Origin of the sequence: Streptomyces sp. NPDC102360 (assembly GCF_044766085.1) — a bacterium.
Lineage (GTDB): Bacteria > Actinomycetota > Actinomycetes > Streptomycetales > Streptomycetaceae > Streptomyces.
Map to the genome: position 1 here is coordinate 172,207 of NZ_JBIWLG010000009.1, position 19,997 is coordinate 192,203.

At 66.1% G+C, this 19,997-nt stretch carries 29 protein-coding genes; 1 reads left to right on the forward strand and 28 read right to left on the reverse strand.

The genetic code is table 11. The features are described 5' to 3' along the window. Window positions 1-114: 114 nt before the first annotated feature. The 23 genes from ACIRHA_RS30335 to rpsJ all read right to left on the reverse strand — a co-directional run bounded on the left by ACIRHA_RS30335 (window position 115) and on the right by rpsJ (window position 12,143). Window positions 115-762 (reverse strand): adenylate kinase, encoded by a 648-nt coding sequence (locus ACIRHA_RS30335; RefSeq protein ID WP_403852533.1) that lies wholly within the window; start codon window positions 760-762, stop codon window positions 115-117. After that, a complete protein-coding gene (secY, locus tag ACIRHA_RS30340) occupies window positions 762-2,075 on the reverse strand; it encodes a preprotein translocase subunit SecY (RefSeq protein WP_351338255.1) in 1,314 nt (437 codons plus the stop codon). The genes ACIRHA_RS30335 and secY overlap by 1 nt, the downstream gene beginning before the upstream one ends. A 269-nt stretch (window positions 2,076-2,344) precedes the next feature. Beyond that, complete coding sequence (gene rplO, locus ACIRHA_RS30345) at window positions 2,345-2,800, reverse strand: 50S ribosomal protein L15 (RefSeq protein ID WP_266713101.1); 456 nt, start codon at window positions 2,798-2,800, stop codon at window positions 2,345-2,347. Window positions 2,801-2,802: 2 nt separating this feature from the next. Further along, a complete protein-coding gene (rpmD, locus tag ACIRHA_RS30350) occupies window positions 2,803-2,982 on the reverse strand; it encodes a 50S ribosomal protein L30 (RefSeq protein WP_326020845.1) in 180 nt (59 codons plus the stop codon). Next, the gene (gene rpsE / locus ACIRHA_RS30355) at window positions 2,982-3,587 is read right to left on the reverse strand and encodes a 30S ribosomal protein S5 (RefSeq protein WP_266713097.1); all 606 of its coding nucleotides are present in this window, start codon (window positions 3,585-3,587) and stop codon (window positions 2,982-2,984) included. The genes rpmD and rpsE overlap by 1 nt, the downstream gene beginning before the upstream one ends. A gap of 67 nt (window positions 3,588-3,654) precedes the next feature. Beyond that, the gene (gene rplR, locus ACIRHA_RS30360; protein ID WP_403852536.1) at window positions 3,655-4,038 is read right to left on the reverse strand and encodes a 50S ribosomal protein L18; all 384 of its coding nucleotides are present in this window, start codon (window positions 4,036-4,038) and stop codon (window positions 3,655-3,657) included. A gap of 3 nt (window positions 4,039-4,041) precedes the next feature. Then, complete coding sequence (gene rplF, locus ACIRHA_RS30365) at window positions 4,042-4,581, reverse strand: 50S ribosomal protein L6 (protein WP_266713093.1); 540 nt, start codon at window positions 4,579-4,581, stop codon at window positions 4,042-4,044. A gap of 24 nt (window positions 4,582-4,605) precedes the next feature. Continuing rightward, the gene (gene rpsH, locus ACIRHA_RS30370) at window positions 4,606-5,004 is read right to left on the reverse strand and encodes a 30S ribosomal protein S8 (RefSeq protein ID WP_266713091.1); all 399 of its coding nucleotides are present in this window, start codon (window positions 5,002-5,004) and stop codon (window positions 4,606-4,608) included. A 207-nt stretch (window positions 5,005-5,211) separates the two neighbouring features. Then, window positions 5,212-5,397, reverse strand: coding sequence for a type Z 30S ribosomal protein S14 (locus ACIRHA_RS30375; RefSeq protein WP_003948630.1), 186 nt, complete (start codon window positions 5,395-5,397; stop codon window positions 5,212-5,214). A gap of 5 nt (window positions 5,398-5,402) precedes the next feature. After that, window positions 5,403-5,960, reverse strand: coding sequence for a 50S ribosomal protein L5 (rplE, locus tag ACIRHA_RS30380; protein ID WP_403852538.1), 558 nt, complete (start codon window positions 5,958-5,960; stop codon window positions 5,403-5,405). Beyond that, window positions 5,960-6,283, reverse strand: a complete 324-nt coding sequence (gene rplX / locus ACIRHA_RS30385; protein WP_160506664.1) for a 50S ribosomal protein L24 — start codon at window positions 6,281-6,283, stop codon at window positions 5,960-5,962. Before rplX ends, rplE begins: the two co-directional genes overlap by 1 nt. Before the next feature lie 2 nt (window positions 6,284-6,285). Beyond that, the gene (gene rplN / locus ACIRHA_RS30390) at window positions 6,286-6,654 is read right to left on the reverse strand and encodes a 50S ribosomal protein L14 (protein WP_003974257.1); all 369 of its coding nucleotides are present in this window, start codon (window positions 6,652-6,654) and stop codon (window positions 6,286-6,288) included. Window positions 6,655-6,758: 104 nt separating this feature from the next. Next, on the reverse strand, window positions 6,759-7,043 hold the full coding sequence (gene rpsQ, locus ACIRHA_RS30395; protein ID WP_266713085.1) for a 30S ribosomal protein S17: 285 nt from the start codon (window positions 7,041-7,043) through the stop codon (window positions 6,759-6,761). Further along, the gene (gene rpmC / locus ACIRHA_RS30400; protein WP_010036720.1) at window positions 7,043-7,267 is read right to left on the reverse strand and encodes a 50S ribosomal protein L29; all 225 of its coding nucleotides are present in this window, start codon (window positions 7,265-7,267) and stop codon (window positions 7,043-7,045) included. The genes rpsQ and rpmC overlap by 1 nt, the downstream gene beginning before the upstream one ends. After that, complete coding sequence (rplP, locus tag ACIRHA_RS30405; protein WP_018528356.1) at window positions 7,267-7,686, reverse strand: 50S ribosomal protein L16; 420 nt, start codon at window positions 7,684-7,686, stop codon at window positions 7,267-7,269. The genes rpmC and rplP overlap by 1 nt, the downstream gene beginning before the upstream one ends. A 5-nt stretch (window positions 7,687-7,691) precedes the next feature. Then, a complete protein-coding gene (gene rpsC, locus ACIRHA_RS30410) occupies window positions 7,692-8,534 on the reverse strand; it encodes a 30S ribosomal protein S3 (protein ID WP_266713081.1) in 843 nt (280 codons plus the stop codon). Next, window positions 8,534-8,881, reverse strand: a complete 348-nt coding sequence (rplV, locus tag ACIRHA_RS30415; RefSeq protein WP_266713079.1) for a 50S ribosomal protein L22 — start codon at window positions 8,879-8,881, stop codon at window positions 8,534-8,536. Before rplV ends, rpsC begins: the two co-directional genes overlap by 1 nt. Window positions 8,882-8,923: 42 nt before the next feature. Next, window positions 8,924-9,205: a 30S ribosomal protein S19 gene (gene rpsS, locus ACIRHA_RS30420; RefSeq protein ID WP_266713077.1), complete on the reverse strand. Its 282-nt coding sequence runs from the start codon at window positions 9,203-9,205 to the stop codon at window positions 8,924-8,926. 12 nt (window positions 9,206-9,217) lie between these two features. Beyond that, the gene (gene rplB / locus ACIRHA_RS30425; protein WP_266713074.1) at window positions 9,218-10,054 is read right to left on the reverse strand and encodes a 50S ribosomal protein L2; all 837 of its coding nucleotides are present in this window, start codon (window positions 10,052-10,054) and stop codon (window positions 9,218-9,220) included. A gap of 38 nt (window positions 10,055-10,092) precedes the next feature. Then, entirely contained in the window at window positions 10,093-10,512 is a 420-nt protein-coding gene (gene rplW, locus ACIRHA_RS30430) for a 50S ribosomal protein L23 (RefSeq protein ID WP_403852540.1), read from the reverse strand. Beyond that, window positions 10,512-11,165 (reverse strand): 50S ribosomal protein L4, encoded by a 654-nt coding sequence (rplD, locus tag ACIRHA_RS30435; protein WP_351338280.1) that lies wholly within the window; start codon window positions 11,163-11,165, stop codon window positions 10,512-10,514. The genes rplW and rplD overlap by 1 nt, the downstream gene beginning before the upstream one ends. A 7-nt stretch (window positions 11,166-11,172) precedes the next feature. Beyond that, window positions 11,173-11,817 (reverse strand): 50S ribosomal protein L3, encoded by a 645-nt coding sequence (rplC, locus tag ACIRHA_RS30440; RefSeq protein WP_403852543.1) that lies wholly within the window; start codon window positions 11,815-11,817, stop codon window positions 11,173-11,175. 17 nt (window positions 11,818-11,834) lie between these two features. Continuing rightward, the gene (gene rpsJ, locus ACIRHA_RS30445) at window positions 11,835-12,143 is read right to left on the reverse strand and encodes a 30S ribosomal protein S10 (RefSeq protein WP_003948644.1); all 309 of its coding nucleotides are present in this window, start codon (window positions 12,141-12,143) and stop codon (window positions 11,835-11,837) included. Window positions 12,144-12,719: 576 nt separating this feature from the next. On the opposite strand from rpsJ, the gene ACIRHA_RS30450 reads away from it, so the two are divergent. Beyond that, entirely contained in the window at window positions 12,720-14,711 is a 1,992-nt protein-coding gene (locus tag ACIRHA_RS30450; protein ID WP_403852545.1) for a PIG-L family deacetylase, read from the forward strand. Window positions 14,712-14,832: 121 nt separating this feature from the next. On the opposite strand, the gene tuf is transcribed toward ACIRHA_RS30450, so the two are convergent. The 5 genes from tuf to ACIRHA_RS30475 all read right to left on the reverse strand — a co-directional run bounded on the left by tuf (window position 14,833) and on the right by ACIRHA_RS30475 (window position 19,984). After that, window positions 14,833-16,026 (reverse strand): elongation factor Tu, encoded by a 1,194-nt coding sequence (gene tuf / locus ACIRHA_RS30455; RefSeq protein WP_403852547.1) that lies wholly within the window; start codon window positions 16,024-16,026, stop codon window positions 14,833-14,835. A gap of 152 nt (window positions 16,027-16,178) precedes the next feature. Next, entirely contained in the window at window positions 16,179-18,305 is a 2,127-nt protein-coding gene (gene fusA, locus ACIRHA_RS30460) for an elongation factor G (RefSeq protein ID WP_403852549.1), read from the reverse strand. 39 nt (window positions 18,306-18,344) lie between these two features. Next, window positions 18,345-18,815, reverse strand: a complete 471-nt coding sequence (gene rpsG / locus ACIRHA_RS30465; RefSeq protein ID WP_266713060.1) for a 30S ribosomal protein S7 — start codon at window positions 18,813-18,815, stop codon at window positions 18,345-18,347. Between the two features lie 2 nt (window positions 18,816-18,817). Beyond that, window positions 18,818-19,189, reverse strand: coding sequence for a 30S ribosomal protein S12 (gene rpsL / locus ACIRHA_RS30470; RefSeq protein WP_003948652.1), 372 nt, complete (start codon window positions 19,187-19,189; stop codon window positions 18,818-18,820). A 264-nt stretch (window positions 19,190-19,453) separates the two neighbouring features. Next, on the reverse strand, window positions 19,454-19,984 hold the full coding sequence (locus ACIRHA_RS30475) for a DUF1707 and DUF4190 domain-containing protein (protein ID WP_403852551.1): 531 nt from the start codon (window positions 19,982-19,984) through the stop codon (window positions 19,454-19,456). Window positions 19,985-19,997 lie beyond the last annotated feature (13 nt).

Below are 19,997 nucleotides of genomic sequence, written 5' to 3' on the forward strand. Positions count from 1 at the left end.
CTCTCCGTCATCCGGTACGAGGGTTACGTACGTCCAGTCCACCCCAACACTAAGGCCGCGATCCCCCCCGACGGGGAACCGCGGCCTCAGGCACGTGGTACGTACGGAAAGCGCTCAGCGCTTCAGGGCCTCCATGGCCCGCGTCGTGACGTCCTCGACCTTGCCCAGGGCGGAGATCGTCACGACGAGCCCCTGCTCCCGGTAGTAGTCGATGATCGGCTCGGTCTGCGTGTGGTAGACCTCGAGCCGCTTGCGCACGGTCTCTTCCTTGTCGTCGTCGCGCTGGTACAGCTCGCCGCCGCAGGTGTCACAGACACCCTCGGCCTTCGGCTGCTTGTACTCGACATGGAAGACATGTGCGGAGTCGTTACGGCAGATGCGGCGGCCGGCGATGCGCTTGACCACCTCGTCCTCGGGGACCTCCAGGTCCAGGACCGCGTCCAGCGTGACGTCGTCGGCCTTGAGGGCGACGTCGAGCGCCTCGGCCTGCGAGACGTTGCGCGGGAAACCATCGAGCAGGAAGCCGTTCACGGCGTCCGGCTGCTCCATGCGGTCCTTCGCCATCCCGATGGTGACCTCGTCCGGAACCAGCTGGCCGGCGTCCATGTAGGACTTGGCCTTCTTGCCCAGCTCCGTGCCCTGGCTGATGTTGGCACGGAAGAGGTCGCCCGTGGAGATGTGCGGAATCGACAGGTTCTTGGCCAGGAACGCGGCCTGCGTTCCCTTGCCAGCACCGGGCGGCCCGACGAGGACGATACGCATCAGCGGAGGAACCCTTCGTAATTGCGCTGCTGGAGCTGGCTCTCGATCTGCTTCACCGTCTCCAGGCCGACACCCACGATGATCAGGATGCTCGTGCCACCGAACGGGAAGTTCTGGTTTGCCCCGAAACCAACCAACGCCATCGTCGGCACGAGAGCGATCAGGCCCAAATACAGCGAACCCGGCCAGGTGATCCGGTTGAGCACGTACGAAAGGTACTCAGCGGTCGGTCGGCCAGCCCGGATGCCCGGGATGAAGCCACCATACTTCTTCATGTTGTCGGCGACTTCCTCGGGGTTGAACGAGATCGCCACGTAGAAGAACGCGAAGAAAACGATCAGGAGGAAGTACGTGACGATGTAAATCGGGTGATTTCCCTTGGTCAGGTGGTCGTCGATCCAGACCTTCCATTGCGAATCACCCCCGGCGAACTGGGCGACCAGTGCCGGAATGTAGAGCAGCGACGACGCGAAGATGACCGGGATCACACCGGCCTGGTTCACCTTGAGCGGGATGTACGTGGACGTACCGCCGTAGGAACGGCGGCCGATCATGCGCTTCGCGTACTGCACCGGGATACGGCGCTGGGCCTGCTCGACGAAGACCACCAGGGCGACCATGACGAGGCCGACCAGGATGACGGTGCCGAACTCGATCCAGCCGTCGGCCAGGGAGCCCTGCTTCTTGATGGCCCACAGCGCGGACGGGAACGTCGCGGCGATCGAGATGAACATCAGGATCGACATACCGTTGCCGATGCCCTTGTCGGTGATCATTTCGCCGAGCCACATCATCACGCAGGTGCCGGCGGTCATCGTGATGACCATCGTGATCGTGATGAAGATCGACTGGTCCGGCACGATCTCGCTGGCGACGGGGCAGCCCTGGAAGAGCGCGCCGGTGCGGGCGGTGGCGACGAGGCCGGTGCCCTGAAGGATGGCGAGCGCCACGGTCAGGTAGCGCGTGTACTGCGTGATCTTCGCCGTGCCGGCCTGGCCCTCCTTCTTGAGGGCTTCCAGACGCGGGATCACCACGGTGAGCAGCTGCAGAATGATGCTCGCGGTGATGTACGGCATGATGCCGAGCGCGAAGACCGTGATCTGCAACAGCGCGCCACCGCTGAACATGTTGACCAGGCCGAAGAGGCCCGAGCTGGAATTGGCCTGGTTCATACACGTCTGGACGTTCTGGTAATCCACCCCTGGGATCGGCACATGAGCGCCGAGCCGGTAGATCACGACGATGCCCAGCGTGAAGAGCAGCTTCTTGCGCAGGTCGGGCGTCTTGAACGCCCGGGCGAACGCGGTGAGCACGGTGCCTCCTGCGACCCCCGCGCGCGTGCGCCAGAGGTGACGGTCTTGAGGATTCGACAAATACGTAAACGGTCTAACGGCCAAGGACCGGGTTTGGTGCCGGGGGCACACTGAGCCCGGCCCGAGGGCAGAGCCCACTAATGGGATACAGCAACAACGGACGCCACCTTACCGGCGTAACTGCTCCCCTAGGAACGACCAACCGGGGATGCCCCAAAGATGGGGCATCCCCGGTAGGGACGTTCACGTCATCAAGACGCCCGATTGCCTCAGACGAGCTCGGTGACCGTACCGCCTGCGGCGGTGATCTTCTCCTTGGCGGAGCCGGAGACGGAGTCGACCGTCACCTGCAGCGCCACGGTGATCTCGCCCTGGCCCAGGACCTTGACGAGGCTGTTCTTACGGACAGCACCCTTTTCCACCAGACCCTCGACGGTGACTTCGCCACCCTCGGGGTACAGCGAGGCGAGCTTGTCCAGGTTCACGACCTGGAACTCGACCTTGAAGGGGTTCTTGAAGCCCTTGAGCTTCGGGAGACGCATGTGGAGGGGCATCTGGCCACCCTCGAAGCGCTCCGGAACCTGGTAACGGGCCTTGGTGCCCTTGGTACCACGACCGGCCGTCTTACCCTTCGACGCCTCACCACGACCGACACGGGTCTTGGCGGTCTTGGCGCCCGGGGCCGGACGGAGGTTGTGGATCTTGAGCGGGTTCTGCTCACCCATGATCAGACCTCCTCAACCGTCACGAGGTGGCGCACGGTCTGAACCATGCCGCGGAACTCGGGGCGGTCCTCCTTGACGACCTGCGTGTTGATCCCCTTGAGACCAAGGGAACGCAGGGTGTCACGGTGGTTCTGCTTGCTGCCGATGTACGACTTCGTCTGCGTGATCTTGAGCTGTGCCATTACGCTGCACCAGCCCCGGCACGCGCACGCAGCAGGGCCGCGGGAGCGACGTCCTCGAGGGGCAGACCACGGCGAGCCGCGATCTCCTCGGGACGCTGCAGACCCCGGAGGGCCTCCACGGTCGCGTGCACGATGTTGATCGCGTTCGACGAACCGAGCGACTTCGACAGGATGTCGTGCACGCCCGCGCACTCGAGCACGGCACGCACCGGGCCACCGGCGATAACACCGGTACCGGGGGAAGCCGGCTTGAGCAGGACGACGCCCGCAGCCTTCTCGCCCGTGATCGGGTGCGGGATGGTGCCCTGGATACGGGGGACCTTGAAGAAGTGCTTCTTGGCCTCCTCAACACCCTTGGCGATGGCGGCCGGCACCTCCTTGGCCTTGCCGTAACCGACACCCACGGTGCCGTCACCGTCGCCCACTACGACGAGCGCAGTGAAGCTGAAGCGACGACCACCCTTCACAACCTTGGCGACGCGGTTGATCGCGACAACGCGCTCAACGTACGCGGTCTTCTCGGCGGCGTTGCCACCGTCGCGACCCTTCCGGTCCCGCCGCTCGCCGCCACCGGCACCGCCACCGCGGCGCTGGGGTCCAGCCATTGGAATTACCTCTCTCTGTTTCCGCTAGCTACGCAGCATCAAAAGGCGCTGCGCGAACGGGCAAGACTCAGAACTTGAGTCCGGCTTCGCGGGCGGCGTCCGCCAGGGCGGCAATGCGCCCGGCGTACTGGTTACCACCACGGTCGAACACGACAGCCTCGACACCGGCGGCCTTGGCGCGCTCGGCGACCAGGGCGCCGACCGACTTGGCCTGCGAGGACTTGTCGCCCTCGCCGCCGCGGATCGACGTGTCCAGGGTCGACGCCGACGCGAGGGTGTGACCCTTAACGTCGTCGATGACCTGCGCCACGATGTTCCGGTTCGAGCGCGTCACGACCAGGCGCGGACGCTCCGCCGTACCCGACATGTTCTTACGGATACGGATGTGGCGGCGCTTGATGGCCGCACGCTTGTAAGCGTCGCCCTTAGCGATCTTCTGACCGTATGCCATGGCTTACTTACCCGCCTTTCCGACCTTGCGGCGGATGACTTCGCCTTCGTACTTGACGCCCTTGGCCTTGTACGGGTCGGGCTTGCGCAGCTTGCGGATGTTGGCCGCAACCTCGCCGACCTTCTGCTTGTCGATGCCCTCGACCGAGAACTTGGTCGCCGATTCGACCTTGAAGGAGATGCCCTCGGGCGCCTCGATCAGGATCGGGTGGCTGTAGCCGAGCGAGAACTCCAGGTTGGAGCCCTTCGCCAGGACGCGGTAACCGACACCGCTGATTTCGAGCTTCTTCACGTAACCCGTGGTCACGCCGGTGATCATGTTCGCCACCAGCGTGCGGGACAGGCCGTGGAGGGCCTTGTTCTGACGCTCGTCGTTCGGGCGGGTGACGGCCAGAACGCCGTCCTCACCCTTGGCGATCTCGATCGGCGCCGCAACGGTGTGGCTCAGGGAACCCTTGGGGCCCTTCACCGCGACCGTCTGGCCGTCGATGGTGACGTCCACGCCGGCGGGAACCGTGATGGGGAGCTTGCCAATACGCGACATAGCTGTTTCCTCCGATTCCTTCCGCTACCAGACGTAGGCGAGGACTTCCCCACCCACGCCCTTCTTGCCTGCCTGCTGGCCGGTCAGGAGACCGTGGGACGTGGAGATGATCGCCACGCCCAGGCCGCCGAGAACCTTCGGCAGGTTGGTGGACTTCGCGTACACACGCAGACCCGGCTTGGAGATGCGCTTGATGCCGGCGATCGAACGCTCACGGTTCGGGCCGAACTTCAGCTCCAGGACGAGGGACTTGCCGACCTCGGCGTCCTCGACCTTCCAGCCGGTGATGAAACCCTCCTGCTGGAGGATCTCGGCGATGTGCGACTTGATCTTGCTGTGCGGCATAGCCACGGAGTCGTGGTACGCCGAGTTCGCGTTCCGCAGACGCGTAAGCATGTCTGCGATCGGATCAGTCATGGTCATGAATTGGCCTTCGGCCTCTCTCGCCGGGGTTTCCTGTATGCGCCATCCCTCTCCCCACACAGGGGCGGGACGGGTGCGGCGCGGGGACCTACGGCGTAGTAAGTCGGTAGGGCAGCAGAGCCCAACCCCACAAGCCTAAGCCATGCGGGGGACGGGCTCTGCCGACCCTTTACTTACCGAGAGATCCGGGCAGTCCCAATTAAGGGACTACCAGGAGCTCTTGGTCACGCCCGGCAGCTCGCCACGGTGAGCCATCTCACGAAGGCAGACGCGGCACAGGCCGAACTTGCGGTACACGGAGTGCGGGCGGCCGCAGCGCTGGCAGCGCGTGTAGCCACGAACACCGAACTTCGGCTTACGAGCAGCCTTGGCAATAAGTGCCTTCTTCGCCATCTCGCTTACGCCTCCTTGAACGGGAAGCCGAGGTGACGCAGAAGGGCACGGCCCTCGTCGTCGTTGGTCGCCGTGGTGACCACGGTGATGTCCATACCCCGGACGCGGTCGATCTTGTCCTGGTCGATCTCGTGGAACATGACCTGCTCCGTGAGACCGAAGGTGTAGTTGCCACGGCCGTCGAACTGCTTGGGGGACAGACCACGGAAGTCGCGGATGCGCGGCAGCGCGAGCGACAGGGTGCGGTCCAGGAACTCCCACATGCGGTCGCCACGGAGCGTGACGTGGGCACCGATCGGCTGACCCTCACGCAGCTTGAACTGCGCGATGGACTTGCGAGCCTTGGTGATGGCCGGCTTCTGGCCGGTGATCGTCGTCAGGTCACGGACGGCACCGTCCATGAGCTTCGAGTCACGGGCGGCGTCGCCGACACCCATGTTCACGACGACCTTCACGAGACCGGGGATCTGCATGACGTTCTCGTACGAGAACTCCTCCTGCAGCTTGCCCGTGATCTCCTCGCGGTACTTCGTCTTCAGACGCGGAGTGGTGGTGGTCGTCATCAGATGTCCTCACCCGTCCGCTTGGCAACGCGGATCTTGTTGCCGTCATCGTCGAAGCGGAAACCGACACGCGTGACAACCTTGTTGCCGTCCTTCTCCACGACCAGCTGGACGTTGGAGACGTGGACGGGGGCCTCGGTGGTCACGATGCCGCCGGCCTGCGAACCGCTGGCGGTCGGGCCGGCCTTCGTGTGCTTCTTGACCCGGTTGACACCCTCGACCAGGACGCGCTCGTCGCGCGGGTAAGCGGCAATGACCTTGCCCTGCTTGCCCTTGTCCTTACCGGTGATGACCTGTACCAGGTCGCCCTTCTTGATCTTCATGCTTACAGCACCTCCGGCGCGAGCGAGATGATCTTCATGAACTTCTTCTCGCGCAGCTCACGGCCGACCGGGCCGAAGATACGGGTGCCGCGGGGGTCGCCGTCGTTCTTCAGAATGACGGCGGCGTTCTCGTCGAAGCGGATGTACGAGCCATCCGGACGGCGACGCTCCTTGACGGTGCGAACGATGACCGCCTTGACGACGTCACCCTTCTTCACGTTGCCACCGGGGATCGCGTCCTTCACGGTGGCGACGATGACGTCACCGATGCCCGCGTAGCGGCGACCCGAGCCACCGAGAACACGGATGGTGAGAATTTCCTTCGCACCCGTGTTGTCGGCGACGCGCAGTCGCGACTCCTGCTGGATCACGTCTATCTCCTGTTTGTCTGCCGGTTCCCGGCAGGGGCTTCTCTCTTACGAGATGGGCCCCTGCCGAGCCTGGCGGAACGAACTCTGAGGGATGCCTCAGAGAATTACTTGGCCTTCTCGAGGATCTCGACGATGCGCCAGCGCTTGCTCGCCGACAGCGGACGCGTCTCCATCAGGAGGACGCGGTCGCCGACGCCGGCAGCGTTCTGCTCGTCGTGCGCCTTGAGCTTGTTCGTACGGCGGATGACCTTGCCGTACAGGGCGTGCTTGACGCGGTCCTCGACAGCGACGACGACGGTCTTGTCCATCTTGTCGCTGACGACAAGACCCTCACGGGTCTTGCGGAAGCCGCGGGCGGCAGTCTCTTCAGTCACAGTCTTCTCGCTCATCAGGCGCTCTCCACCGTCTCGATGCCCAGCTCGCGCTCGCGCATGAGGGTGTAGATCCGCGCGATGTCCTTGCGGACGGCCTTGAGCCGGCCGTGGTTCTCGAGCTGACCCGTCGCCGCCTGGAAGCGGAGGTTGAACAGCTCTTCCTTGGCCTCGCGGAGCTTGTTGAGGAGCTCCTCGTTGCCCAGCTCGCGCAGCTCAGACGCCTTGGTTCCGGCCGACATCACGCTTCACCTGCCTCGCGCTTAACGATCTTGCACTTCATCGGCAGCTTGTGAGCTGCGCGAGTCAGGGCCTCACGCGCGGTCTTCTCGTTGGGGTACGACAGCTCGAACATCACGCGTCCGGGCTTGACGTTGGCGACCCACCACTCCGGCGAACCCTTACCGGAACCCATGCGGGTCTCGGCAGGCTTCTTGGTGAGGGGGCGGTCCGGGTAAATGTTGATCCAGACCTTGCCGCCACGCTTGATGTGACGCGTCATGGCGATACGAGCGGCCTCGATCTGACGGTTCGTCACGTACGCCGGCGTGAGCGCCTGGATGCCGTACTCGCCGAACGCAACCTGCGTGCCACCCTTGGACATACCGCTGCGCTTCGGGTGGTGCTGCTTGCGGTGCTTGACCCTACGGGGGATCAGCATTTCGGTCAGGCCTCCGTTCCGGTGCTCTCAGCAGCCGGAGCGGCAGCGGCGGGAGCGTCGGCCTTGGGGGCCTCGGCAGCCGGCGCGGACTGCTGCTGCGGCTTACGACCGCGACCGCCACGCTCGCCACCACGGCCACCACCACGGGCCGGGCGGTCGTTACCGCCACGGGCCGGACGGTTACCGGCGCGGGCCGCGGCGTTCTCGGCGCGAACCTCGGCGATGTTCTTGACGTCGCCCTTGTAGATCCAGACCTTCACGCCGATGCGGCCGAAGGTCGTCTTGGCCTCGAAGAAGCCGTAGTCCACGTTGGCGCGGAGCGTGTGCAGGGGCACGCGGCCCTCGCGGTAGAACTCCGAACGGGACATCTCGGCACCGCCGAGACGACCGCCACACTGGATCTTGATGCCCTTGGCGCCGGCCTTCATCGTGCCCTGCATGCTCTTACGCATGGCGCGGCGGAAGGAGACGCGGGAGGACAGCTGCTCGGCGACGGCCTGGGCCACCAGCTGAGCGTCGGTCTCCGGGCTCTTCACCTCGAGGATGTTGAGCTGGACCTGCTTGCCCGTGAGCTTCTCGAGGTCACCGCGGATGCGGTCGGCCTCGGCGCCACGGCGGCCGATGACGATGCCGGGACGAGCGGTGTGGATGTCCACCCGCACGCGGTCACGGGTGCGCTCGATCTCAACCTTCGAGATGCCGGCGCGCTCCATGCCGGACGTCATCATCCGACGGATGGCGACGTCTTCCTTGACGTAGTCCTTGTACAGCTTGTCGGCGTACCAACGCGACTTGAAGTCGGTCGTGACACCGAGCCGGAACCCGTGCGGGTTTACCTTCTGGCCCATTACCGGGTTCCTTCCTTGCTGCTGACGACCACGGTGATGTGGCTGGTCCGCTTACGGATCCGGTAGGCACGGCCCTGAGCACGCGGACGGAACCGCTTCAGGGTCGGACCCTCGTCCACGTACGCCTCGCTGATGACCAGCGAAGACGCGTCGGGGTGGTCGTAGTTGTGCGCGGCGTTGGCGATGGCGCTGTCGAGCACCTTGCCCACCGGCTGGCTCGCGGCCTGCGGGGCGAATCGCAGGACCGCCTGAGCCTCCGTGGCGTCCATGCCACGGATGAGGTCCACCACGCGGCGGGCCTTCATGGGCGTGACGCGGATGTACCGCGCCTGGGCCCTGGCTTCCATGGTTGTCCCTTCGGTGTTAGTCATAGTCGATTCCACCCCGCCTTAGCGGCGCTTCGACTTCCGGTCGTCCTTGACGTGACCCCGGAAGGTGCGCGTCGGCGAGAACTCGCCGAGCTTGTGGCCGACCATCGACTCGGTGACGAACACCGGGATGTGGGTCTTGCCGTTGTGCACCGCGATCGTGTGACCCAGCATGCTGGGGATGATCATCGAGCGGCGGGACCAGGTCTTGATGACGTTCTTGGAACCGGCTTCGTTCTGTACGTCCACCTTCTTTACGAGGTGGCCGTCGACGAAGGGTCCCTTCTTGAGACTGCGCGGCATCTAAACCCGCTCCTAGCGCTTCTTGTTCGACTTGCGGCGGCGGACGATGTACTTGTTGCTCGCCTTGTTGCGATCACGAGTACGACCCTCCTTCTGACCCCACGGCGAGACCGGGTGACGACCACCGGAGGTCTTGCCTTCACCACCACCGTGCGGGTGGTCGACCGGGTTCATCACGACACCACGCACGGTCGGGCGGACGCCCTTCCAGCGCATGCGGCCGGCCTTGCCCCAGTTGATGTTGCTCTGCTCGGCGTTGCCGACCTCGCCGACGGTGGCGCGGCAGCGCACGTCGACCAGGCGGATCTCGCCGGAGGGCATACGAAGGTGGGCCATCGAGCCCTCCTTCGCGAGCAGCTGCACGGAGGCACCCGCGGAGCGGGCGAACTTGGCGCCACCACCGGGACGGAGCTCGATCGCGTGGATCGTGGTACCGACCGGGATGTTGCGGAGCGCCAGGTTGTTACCGGGCTTGATGTCGGCAGCGGGGCCGTTCTCCACCTTGGCGCCCTGCGCGAGACCGCGCGGAGCCAGGATGTAGCGCTTCTCGCCGTCCGCGTAGTGCAGGAGCGCGATGCGCGCAGTGCGGTTCGGGTCGTACTCGATGTGAGCGACCTTCGCCGGCACGCCGTCCTTGTCGTGACGACGGAAGTCGATCACTCGGAAGGCGCGCTTGTGTCCGCCACCCTGGTGGCGAACGGTGATCCGACCGGCGTTGTTACGGCCGCCCTTGCTGTGCAGCGGGCGGACCAGCGACTTCTCCGGCGTGGACCGCGTTACCTCGACGAAGTCGGCGACGCTGGAGCCACGACGGCCCGGCGTAGTCGGCTTGTACTTGCGGATTCCCATTTCTCAGTCCTCGTCCGATATTCGGACCGGGCGCTCCGTTAGGAGGCCTGGCCGAAGATGTCGATACGGTCGCCCTCAGCGAGGGTCACGATGGCGCGCTTGGTGTCGGCACGCTTGCCGAACCCGCTGCGCGTACGCTTCCGCTTGCCCTGACGGTTGATCGTGTTGACGCCGGTGACCTTGACCGAGAAGACCGCCTCGACGGCCTGCTTGATCTGGGTCTTGTTGGCGCCGGGGGCCACGACGAACGTGTACTTGCCCTCGTCGAGAAGCGCGTACGACTTCTCGGAGACGACCGGCTTGACGAGGACGTCGCGCGGGTCCGAGAAGGACTTGCTCAGCGGGGTGGGCTCAACGGCGATCTTGCCCTCGGTCGCGATGCGCTTCGCCTTGGCGACGCGCGCGGCCTTCGCGGCCTTCGCAGCCTTGGACGCGATGCTCTGGTGACGAATAGCCATCAGGCTTCGCTCCCTTCGGTGTCAGCGGCCTTGGGGCCAGACACGAAGGACTCGAAAGCGGCCTTGGTGAAGACCACGTCGTCCGAGACGAGAACGTCGTACGTGTTCAGCTGGCCCGGCTCCAGGATGTGGACCTGGGGCAGGTTGCGGGCGGACAGCCACGCGGCCTCGTCGGCGCGGTCGACGACCAGGAGCACGTGCTTGCGCTCCGAGATCTTGCCGAACAGCGTCTTGGCGGCCTTCGTGGAGGCCTCGCCCTCGACCACGCCGGAGACGACGTGGATGCGAGCGTTGCGGGCCCGGTCGGTGAGGGCGTGGCGCAGGGCCGCGGCCTTCATCTTTTTCGGGGTCCGCTGCGAGTAGTCACGCGGCTGCGGGCCGTGGACGATGCCACCGCCGGCGAACTGCGGCGCACGCGTCGAGCCCTGGCGGGCGCGGCCGGTGCCCTTCTGGCGGTACGGCTTCTTGCCACCACCGCGGACTTCACCGCGGCGCTTGGTCTTGTGCGTGCCCTGACGGGCAGCGGCCAGCTGTGCGACGACGACCTGGTGGATCAGCGGAATGCTGATCTTCTCAACGTCGAAGATCTCCGAGGGGAGCTCGACGGTCCCGGCCTTGTCGCCCGCCGGCGAAAGGATGTCAACAGTGCTCATCGTTACCTCAGGCCCCCTTGGTCGCGGTACGGACCAGGACGAGGCCGCCGTTCGGACCAGGAACCGCGCCCTTGATGAGCAGCAGACCCTTCTCCGCGTCAACGGCGTGGACGGTCAGGTTCTGGGTGGTGACCCGCTCGTTGCCCATGCGGCCCGCCATGCGGGTGCCCTTGAACACACGGCCGGGGGTGGCGCAACCGCCGATGGAACCCGGCTTGCGGTGCACGCGGTGGGCACCGTGCGATGCCTTGCCACCACGGAAGTTGTGGCGCTTCATGCCGCCGGCGAAGCCCTTGCCCTTGCTCTGGCCGGTCACGTCGACCTTGACGCCACCATCGAACACCTCAGCGGTGATCTCCTGGCCGAGGGTGTACTCGGAGGAGTCCGAGGTACGAATCTCGACGAGGTGGCGACGGGGGGTGACATCGGCCTTGGCGAAGTGGCCCTTGAGGGGCTTGTTCACCTTGCGCGGGTCAATCTCGCCGAAGGCGAGCTGGACGGAGTCGTAACCGTCGACGTCGTTGGTGCGAACCTGGGTGATCACGTTCGGACCGGCCTTGACGACGGTGACCGGAACAACACGGTTGTTCTCGTCCCACACCTGCGTCATGCCGAGCTTCTCGCCCAGGATGCCCTTGATCTGCTTAGTCATCTTCAGATCACCGGCCCTCAGAGCTTGATCTCGATGTCGACGCCGGCCGGAAGGTCGAGTCGCATCAGGGAGTCAACGGTCTTCGGAGTCGGGTCGAGGATGTCGATGAGGCGCTTGTGCGTGCGCATCTCGAAGTGCTCGCGAGAGTCCTTGTACTTGTGCGGCGACTTGATGACGCAGTACACGTTCTTCTCGGTAGGCAGCGGCACCGGGCCCGCGACCGACGCACCAGTGCGGGTCACCGTCTCGACGATCTTCTTCGCCGAGGAGTCGATGACCTCGTGGTCGTAGGCCTTGAGCCGGATGCGGATCTTCTGTCCCGCCATGGCTACTTAGTAGTCCTGTCTCTCGTAACGCTCTGGAACCCGGGGGCCCTGTTTCACACTTCCTCCGCCCCACGCGGTCGGGCGTGTCGCAGTCCCGCTCACAGAAATATCCGCATGGATGTCCCTGCTAAGGGGTCTGCGGCCAAGACCGCATGTACACGGGGGAAGAAACCCACCGAGCGCCTGGCAGAGGAACCTCGCTGACGCTTCCCGAAAGATTCCCGTACGTCCGGCCGATTGCTACCCCGAGAGGTAGATACAGCCGACGAGTACTGTGGGACTCGCTTTCGGTCCTCCCGGCGGGAGGCGCGCAGCATCGGCACTCAACCGAGCAACCCCGACAGTCTGCCACACAGGGCACGTCCGGGGCCAATCGAGCCGTAGAGAGTACCCCCTCAGTGACGAAGGTCAAACCAGGGGTGTCCGTGTCCCGCGCACAAGGCCCCCTCGCCCCGAGACCGAGATCACCGGAACCCTGGCGTCACATTGCCCCTCTGTTGAGGTGAACCACCTGAACAGAGGCGAGCGCACCACCCCCCGAACGCTGCCTCGGCAGCGAACGGAGTGTGCGCCACCGTGCGGGAAAGACCTGCAACTCCCCCTCCCCACATACTCGTTGGGCGCGGCCCCGGCCGCCGGAGCACCCTCATCGGCGCCGCCGCGCTCGCCGCCGCGGGCACCCTCTCCGCCTGCTCCCGCGCCACCCCCGCACCGCCGCCCCGCAGCACCGTCCCCTCCCCCGCCACCGGCCGCACCGCCGCACAGGCCGAGCGCGCCCTGCTGCTCCAGATCCTCGCCCACCCCGACGACGACCTGTACTTCATGAACCCGGACACCCGGCACGCCCTCGACGCGGGCGCCCCGGTCGTCTGCGTGTACGTCACCGCGGGCGAGGCCGACGGCCGGAACAAGACGCCGGCCGACCGCGACCCGGCCCCCGACAAGGCGGCCTACTCCGCCGCCCGCCACCAGGGCCTGCGCCAGGCGTACGCGACCCAGCTCGGCCTGCCCGTCTTCACCCGCTGGACCACGGCCGCCGTCCGGTTGCCCGGCGGCTTCCAGGTCGAGGTCGACTCGCTCCAACACCGGGGCCACAGCGTCGAGTTGGTGCACCTCAACCTCGCGATGCACACCCCGGAGGGCCATATGGGCGTCCCCGCGCTCTGGCGCGAACCGGGCCTGATCCTGCGCACCCTCGTCCCCGTCGGCTCCCCGCTGCACGCCGTCCAGACGTACGACCGCGAGTCCCTGACCGATGTGCTCGTCGCGCTCTTCGAGCGCTATCGCCCCACCCTCGTGCACACCCTGGACCCGGACCCCGACATCCAGCACAGCGACCGGCTCACGCGGATCCGCGACAGCGAGCAGCCCGGCTACTCCGACCACGCCGACCACACCGCCGTCGCCTGCTTCAGCTGGGCCGCGCTGATCCGCTGGACGCAGCGCGCCAAGGGCGGGCCGCCCGCGTTCGCCACGACCGCCTTCCGCGGCTACTACAACAACCACTGGCCGAAGAACCTGCCACCACAGGTCCTCCGGGCGAAGGCCGCCCAGCTCGTCCCGTACGGCGCCGCCCCCGACTGGAGCTGCGGCAACCCCTCCGGCTGCGGCGACTACAACGTCGGCGGCGACCGCCCCCTCACCAACCGCAAGGGCTGGGTCCGCGCCACCCACTACCGCTATCCGGGGCCCCGGCTCGCCCTCGCCCCGGACGCCGACGGGCGGCTCACCGCGTACGGGGTGCTGGGGCTGCGCGCCGTCCGGTACACCGAGAAGGACGGCGAATTCGGGAATCCGGCGGACCTCGGCGGCGGCCCGCTCGCTCCGGCCCTCACGGCGGTCGCGCTCCCCGACGGCGGCCACCTCGTCCTCGGCCTGCGCCTCGCGTCCGTCCAGGACGGCGCCGACGTGCGCGAGATCGTGGCCCTGGAACGGCAGGCGTGGAAGGGCCTCGGCAACCCGGAGAGCGATCCCGACCGCGGCCGCCGCATCGGTGTCCCGGTGGCGGCCGCCGCTCCGGACGGCCGCGTCCACCTCTTCGTACGCGATGCGGGGCAGGGCGTCAGCACGCGGGTGCGCGACGGGTCCGGGTCCTGGTCCCCGTGGCGCGAGCTCGGCGGCGGCCCGGTCCAGGACGGGCTCACGGCGGTCGTCGGCGAGGACGGAGACGTGCACGTGTACGCCGCGGGCCGTGACACCGTCCACCACTGGACGCCTCGGGGCCCCGCGCCGCTGTCCGGCCTGCCCGCCCCCGCGGACGCCGTCGCCGCGTCCGGAGACCGGCTCTACTACCGTCCGCCCGCATCCGCCGAGCTACTGTCCCCCGGCGGCCCACGCGTCGACTTCCCCGGCTACGGGCCGGTGGCGGCGGCGGGCGCGTACCTCCTCGGCCGTGACACCGACGGCAACGTCCGGCTGCACCACGCGGGCCGCACCATCCGCCCGAACACGGCGCCGGTCGCCCTGGACGGCCCTGCCCTGGTCCTGACCGCCCGCGGGCCGGCTGCCGCGGGCCTCTCCCCCGATGCCCGGCCGTGGCTGTGGCGGCCGACGCAGGCGCGCGCCTGACCAACGTAAAAAGGACAGCAGAAAGGGCCCGTACGACCGAAGTCGTACGGGCCCTCTCAGGTGCTCTTGGAGCAGGTGCTCTATGAGCTACCAGGCATCAAGCCCAACAGGTAAGTGAGACTTACTTGTTGATCTTGGTGACCTGGCCGGCGCCCACGGTCCGGCCACCCTCACGGATGGCGAACTTCAGGCCCTCTTCCATGGCCACGGGCTGGATCAGCGAGACGGACATCTCGGTGTTGTCGCCCGGCATGACCATCTCGGTGCCCTCGGGGAGGGTCACAACGCCCGTCACGTCCGTCGTACGGAAGTAGAACTGCGGACGGTAGTTGTTGAAGAACGGCGTGTGGCGGCCACCCTCGTCCTTGGACAGGATGTAGGCCTGGGCCTCGAACTCGGTGTGCGGCGTGACCGAACCGGGCTTGATGATGACCTGGCCGCGCTCGACGTCCTCGCGCTTGATGCCACGGAGGAGCAGACCGACGTTCTCACCGGCCTGGCCCTCGTCGAGCAGCTTGCGGAACATCTCGATGCCGGTGACCGTGGTGGTGGTCTTCTCGGTCTTGATGCCGATGATGTCGACGGTCTCGTTGACCTTGAGGATGCCACGCTCGATACGACCGGTGACGACGGTGCCACGACCGGTGATCGTGAAGACGTCCTCGATCGGCATCAGGAACGGCTTGTCGACGTCACGCTCGGGGGCCGGGATGGCCTCGTCGACGGCCTTCATCAGGTTGAGGACGGACTCGCCCCACTCCTTGTCGCCCTCGAGCGCCTTGAGCGCCGAGACCTTGATGACCGGAACGTCGTCGCCCGGGAACTCGTACTCGGAGAGGAGCTCACGGACCTCGAGCTCGACGAGCTCCAGGATCTCCTCGTCGTCCACCATGTCGGCCTTGTTCAGCGCGACGACGATGTACGGAACGCCGACCTGGCGGGCCAGGAGCACGTGCTCCTTGGTCTGCGGCATCGGGCCGTCGGTGGCGGCGACCACGAGGATGGCGCCGTCCATCTGCGCGGCACCCGTGATCATGTTCTTGATGTAGTCCGCGTGACCCGGGCAGTCGACGTGGGCGTAGTGACGCGCCTCGGTCTGGTACTCGACGTGCGCGATCGAGATCGTGATACCGCGCTGGCGCTCCTCGGGAGCCTTGTCGATCTGGTCGAAGGCCGAGGCCTCGTTCAGGTCCGGGTACGCGTCGTGCAGCACCTTGGTAATGGCGGCCGTGAGGGTCGTCTTACCGTGGTCAATGTGACCGATGGTGCCGATGTTGACGTGCGGCTTAGTCCGCTCGAACTTTGCCTTCGCCACTGAATCCTCCTGCGGAGTGGTTCTGTACGCCTTGCTTCATCGGCGCCAGGTGATCTTTGCTGGAAAGCCAGGGCCCCGGGGCATTTCGTGGCTGTTGCCGGGAAATGCCCCAAGAGCTCCGGAGTCAAGCCTAAAGCGTGAACTCGAGTGAGTTACTCGCCCTTGGCCTTCGCGATGATCTCCTCGGCGACGTTCCGCGGAACCTCGGCGTAGGAGTCGAACTGCATCGAGTAGCTCGCGCGACCCGACGTCTTGCTGCGGAGGTCGCCGACGTAGCCGAACATCTCCGACAGCGGTACCAGGCCCTTGACGACGCGGGCGCCCATCCGCTCCTCCATGGCCTGGATCTGGCCACGGCGGGAGTTGACGTCACCGATGACATCGCCCATGTAGTCCTCGGGCGTGATGACCTCAACGGCCATCATCGGCTCGAGAAGCACGGGACCGGCCTTGCGCGCGGCCTCCTTGAACGCCTGCGAACCGGCGATCTTGAAGGCGAGCTCGGAGGAGTCGACCTCGTGGAAGGCACCGTCGAGCAGCGTGATGCGAACACCGGTCATCTCGTAACCGGCGAGGATGCCGAACTGCATGGCCTCCTGGCAGCCGGCGTCGACCGAAGGGATGTACTCCTTCGGGATACGACCACCGGTGACCTTGTTCACGAACTCGTAGCTCGCGTCGCCACCCTCGATCGGCTCGATCGAGATCTGCACCTTCGCGAACTGGCCGGTACCACCAGTCTGCTTCTTGTGCGTGAAGTCGACCTTGTCGACCGTCTTGCGGATGGTCTCGCGGTACGCGACCTGCGGCTTGCCGACGTTGGCCTCGACCTTGAACTCCCGCTTCATGCGGTCGACAAGGACGTCGAGGTGGAGCTCGCCCATACCACCGATGATGGTCTGGCCGGTCTCCTCGTCCGAGTGCACCTGGAAGGAGGGGTCCTCCTCCGCGAGACGCTGGATGGCGACACCCAGCTTCTCCTGGTCACCCTTGGACTTGGGCTCGATGGCGACCTGAATGACCGGCGCCGGGAAGTCCATGGACTCCAGGATGACCGGGTTCTTGTCGTCGGACAGCGTCTCACCGGTGGTGGTCTGCTTCAGGCCCATGACGGCGACGATGTCACCGGCGCCCACCGACGCGATCTCCTCACGCTTGTTCGCGTGCATGCGGTAGATCTTGCCGATGCGCTCCTTCTTGCCCTTGACGGAGTTCAGCACCGCGGTGCCGGCCTCCAGGCGACCCGAGTAAACCCGGATGAAGGTGAGCTTGCCCAGGTGCGGGTCGCTCGCGATCTTGAAGGCGAGGGCCGACAGCGGCTCGTCCTCGGACGGCTTGCGCGCGATGACCTTCTCCGGGTCCTTCACGTCGTGACCCTCGATGGAGTCGACGTCAAGGGGGGTCGGCAGGTAGCGCACGACCGCGTCGAGCAGGGGCTGAACGCCCTTGTTCTTGAACGCGGTACCGCAGAACACCGGGGTGACCGTGGTGCCGTCGGACTTGCCGGACGCGATGGTGATACGACGGATCGCGGCGTACATCTGCTCCACAGAGGGCTCCTGGCCCTCCAGGTACAGCTCCATGATCTCTTCGTCGTTCTCCGCGACGGCCTCAAGGAGCTTGCCGCGGTACTCGTCCGCAGCCTCCTTGTGCGTGTCGGGGATCTCGACGGTGTCGTAGGCCTCGCCCTTGGCGGCCTCGGCCGACCAGACGTACGCCTTCATCGTGACGAGGTCGACGACACCCTGGAAGTCGGCCTCGGCCCCGATGGGGAGCTGCATGACGAGCGGCTGGGCGCCCAGGCGGTCCGAGATCATGTCCACGCAGCGGTGGAACTCGGCGCCGGTACGGTCCAGCTTGTTGACGAAGCAGATGCGCGGCACGCCGTAACGGTCGGCCTGACGCCACACCGTCTCGGACTGCGGCTCGACACCGGCGACACCGTCGAACACCGTCACGGCACCATCGAGCACACGCAGGGAGCGCTCCACCTCAACGGTGAAGTCGACGTGCCCCGGGGTGTCGATGATGTTGATCGTGTAGTCGTTGTCCTCGAGCGGCCAGTGGCAGGTCGTCGCAGCAGACGTGATCGTGATGCCACGCTCCTGCTCCTGCTCCATCCAGTCCATCGTGGCAGCGCCGTCGTGGACCTCACCGATCTTGTACGAGACGCCGGTGTAGAAGAGGATCCGCTCGGTGGTGGTCGTCTTGCCCGCGTCGATGTGGGCCATGATGCCGATGTTTCGGACCTTGGCCAGGTCAAGTGAAGTGGTAGCCATAAGGCTTCAGTCTTCTCTCGGTCTCGATGTGGGTTGCGACTACCAGCGGTAGTGCGCGAAGGCCTTGTTGGACTCGGCCATCTTGTGCGTGTCCTCGCGCTTCTTGACGGCAGCGCCGAGGCCGTTCGAGGCGTCGAGCAGCTCGTTCGTCAGACGCTCGGTCATCGTCTTCTCGCGACGGGCGCGGGAGTAGCCGACGAGCCAGCGGAGCGCGAGGGTGTTGGCGCGGCCGGGCTTGACCTCGATCGGAACCTGGTAGGTCGCGCCACCGACACGGCGGGACTTGACCTCGAGGGTCGGCTTGATGTTCTCAAGCGCGCGCTTCAGGGTGATGACCGGGTCGTTGCTGGTCTTCTCGCGCAGGCCCTCCATGGCGCCGTACACGATGCGCTCGGCGGTGGAGCGCTTGCCGTTCAGCAGCACCTTGTTGATGAGGGAGGTCACCAGAGGAGAACCGTAGACCGGGTCGATGATGACCGGGCGCTTCGGGGCGGGGCCCTTACGAGGCATTTCTACTTCTCCTTCTTGGCGCCGTAGCGGCTGCGGGCCTGCTTGCGGTTCTTGACACCCTGGGTGTCAAGCGAACCGCGGATGATCTTGTAACGAACACCGGGCAGGTCCTTCACACGGCCGCCGCGCACGAGCACGATGGAGTGCTCCTGCAAGTTGTGTCCCTCACCCGGAATGTAGGCCGTGACCTCGATGCCGCTGGTCAGACGCACACGCGCGACCTTACGGAGGGCCGAGTTCGGCTTCTTCGGGGTGGTCGTGAACACACGCGTGCAGACGCCACGGCGCTGGGGCGAACCCTCGAGTGCGGGCGTCTTGTTCTTCTCGACCTTGTCCTGCCGGCCCTTCCGGACCAGCTGCTGGATCGTAGGCACTACTTCTCCGGTTTCTGTGTGCCGAGTAGTAAAGCTAACCTGGAACTTTCCCGACCCACGCGGTCGGGTGTGTCGAATACTGCAGACCCCCACCGAAGGTGGGAAAACGGCAGATTGCGGTGGCCCTGATCGGACTCGCCGTGCGGCTGATGACACGCACACGAGCCCAGGCACACCCCAGGCACAAGGTCTGAGCGTACCTATCTCATACGCTGTGGTCAAAACAAATACCCCGGAGCCAGGACACGCCGGGCGCGACCGCTCCTACTGACTGCCCGCCGACACCACTGCCACGACGATGATCAGGCTCCAGAAGGCCACGAACAGCCACCCGAGCACCAGCCCGGCCACCGCCATGCCGTCACCGGTCTCGCCCCGCTCGCGGATCTCCTTGCGCGCCATGTGGCCCAGAATCACCGCGGGGATGCTGGACACCCCACCGCTGAAAATCGTGCCCACACCGCACACCAGGGCCCCGATCGCCTTGCCGTTGGTAGCCGGCGGGGGCGGCGGCAGGAACGTCTGGGGCACGCCCATCATCTGCTGCTGGAACTGCTGCTGCGGCGCCGGCCCCTGCGGCAGATCGGCGACGAGCGTGGTCAGTTCCCCGACCGTGCGCGCCTGATAGGCCCGCTCGATCCGCCGCTCGTACTCGCTCTGCTGCAGGCGTCCCTCCGCGAACCCCGCGCGCAGCACATCGACGGCGCGCTCCCGGTCCGCGTGCGCGGCCAGCATCGACGGCTGATGACCCTGCTGGCCCGGCCACGGGACCGGCTGCCACGACGGATTCGACACGAGACCACTCCCC

What these genes read in the sequence shown, in the direction of transcription:
- rplV (WP_266713079.1), bottom strand. Translation starts at nt 8,881, where the DNA reads ATGGAAGCCAGGGCCCAGGCGCGGTACATCCGCGTCACGCCCATGAAG.
- rplF (WP_266713093.1), bottom strand. Translation starts at nt 4,581, where the DNA reads ATGTCGCGTATTGGCAAGCTCCCCATCACGGTTCCCGCCGGCGTGGAC.
- rplX (WP_160506664.1), bottom strand. Translation starts at nt 6,283, where the DNA reads ATGAAGATCAAGAAGGGCGACCTGGTACAGGTCATCACCGGTAAGGAC.
- rpsC (WP_266713081.1), bottom strand. Translation starts at nt 8,534, where the DNA reads ATGGGCCAGAAGGTAAACCCGCACGGGTTCCGGCTCGGTGTCACGACC.
- rpsJ (WP_003948644.1), bottom strand. Translation starts at nt 12,143, where the DNA reads ATGGCGGGACAGAAGATCCGCATCCGGCTCAAGGCCTACGACCACGAG.
- rplE (WP_403852538.1), bottom strand. Translation starts at nt 5,960, where the DNA reads ATGACGACCACCACCACTCCGCGTCTGAAGACGAAGTACCGCGAGGAG.
- fusA (WP_403852549.1), bottom strand. Translation starts at nt 18,305, where the DNA reads ATGGCTACCACTTCACTTGACCTGGCCAAGGTCCGAAACATCGGCATC.
- rplP (WP_018528356.1), bottom strand. Translation starts at nt 7,686, where the DNA reads ATGCTGATCCCCCGTAGGGTCAAGCACCGCAAGCAGCACCACCCGAAG.
- rpsG (WP_266713060.1), bottom strand. Translation starts at nt 18,815, where the DNA reads ATGCCTCGTAAGGGCCCCGCCCCGAAGCGCCCGGTCATCATCGACCCG.
- rplW (WP_403852540.1), bottom strand. Translation starts at nt 10,512, where the DNA reads ATGGCTATTCGTCACCAGAGCATCGCGTCCAAGGCTGCGAAGGCCGCG.
- rpsS (WP_266713077.1), bottom strand. Translation starts at nt 9,205, where the DNA reads ATGCCGCGCAGTCTCAAGAAGGGACCCTTCGTCGACGGCCACCTCGTA.
- rplD (WP_351338280.1), bottom strand. Translation starts at nt 11,165, where the DNA reads ATGAGCACTGTTGACATCCTTTCGCCGGCGGGCGACAAGGCCGGGACC.
- rpmC (WP_010036720.1), bottom strand. Translation starts at nt 7,267, where the DNA reads ATGTCGGCCGGAACCAAGGCGTCTGAGCTGCGCGAGCTGGGCAACGAG.
- rpsQ (WP_266713085.1), bottom strand. Translation starts at nt 7,043, where the DNA reads ATGAGCGAGAAGACTGTGACTGAAGAGACTGCCGCCCGCGGCTTCCGC.
- rplB (WP_266713074.1), bottom strand. Translation starts at nt 10,054, where the DNA reads ATGGGAATCCGCAAGTACAAGCCGACTACGCCGGGCCGTCGTGGCTCC.
- ACIRHA_RS30375 (WP_003948630.1), bottom strand. Translation starts at nt 5,397, where the DNA reads ATGGCGAAGAAGGCACTTATTGCCAAGGCTGCTCGTAAGCCGAAGTTC.
- rpmD (WP_326020845.1), bottom strand. Translation starts at nt 2,982, where the DNA reads ATGGCACAGCTCAAGATCACGCAGACGAAGTCGTACATCGGCAGCAAG.
- rpsE (WP_266713097.1), bottom strand. Translation starts at nt 3,587, where the DNA reads ATGGCTGGACCCCAGCGCCGCGGTGGCGGTGCCGGTGGCGGCGAGCGG.
- rplO (WP_266713101.1), bottom strand. Translation starts at nt 2,800, where the DNA reads ATGGGTGAGCAGAACCCGCTCAAGATCCACAACCTCCGTCCGGCCCCG.
- ACIRHA_RS30335 (WP_403852533.1), bottom strand. Translation starts at nt 762, where the DNA reads ATGCGTATCGTCCTCGTCGGGCCGCCCGGTGCTGGCAAGGGAACGCAG.
- rplR (WP_403852536.1), bottom strand. Translation starts at nt 4,038, where the DNA reads ATGGCATACGGTCAGAAGATCGCTAAGGGCGACGCTTACAAGCGTGCG.
- rplC (WP_403852543.1), bottom strand. Translation starts at nt 11,817, where the DNA reads ATGACTAAGCAGATCAAGGGCATCCTGGGCGAGAAGCTCGGCATGACG.
- rpsH (WP_266713091.1), bottom strand. Translation starts at nt 5,004, where the DNA reads ATGACCATGACTGATCCGATCGCAGACATGCTTACGCGTCTGCGGAAC.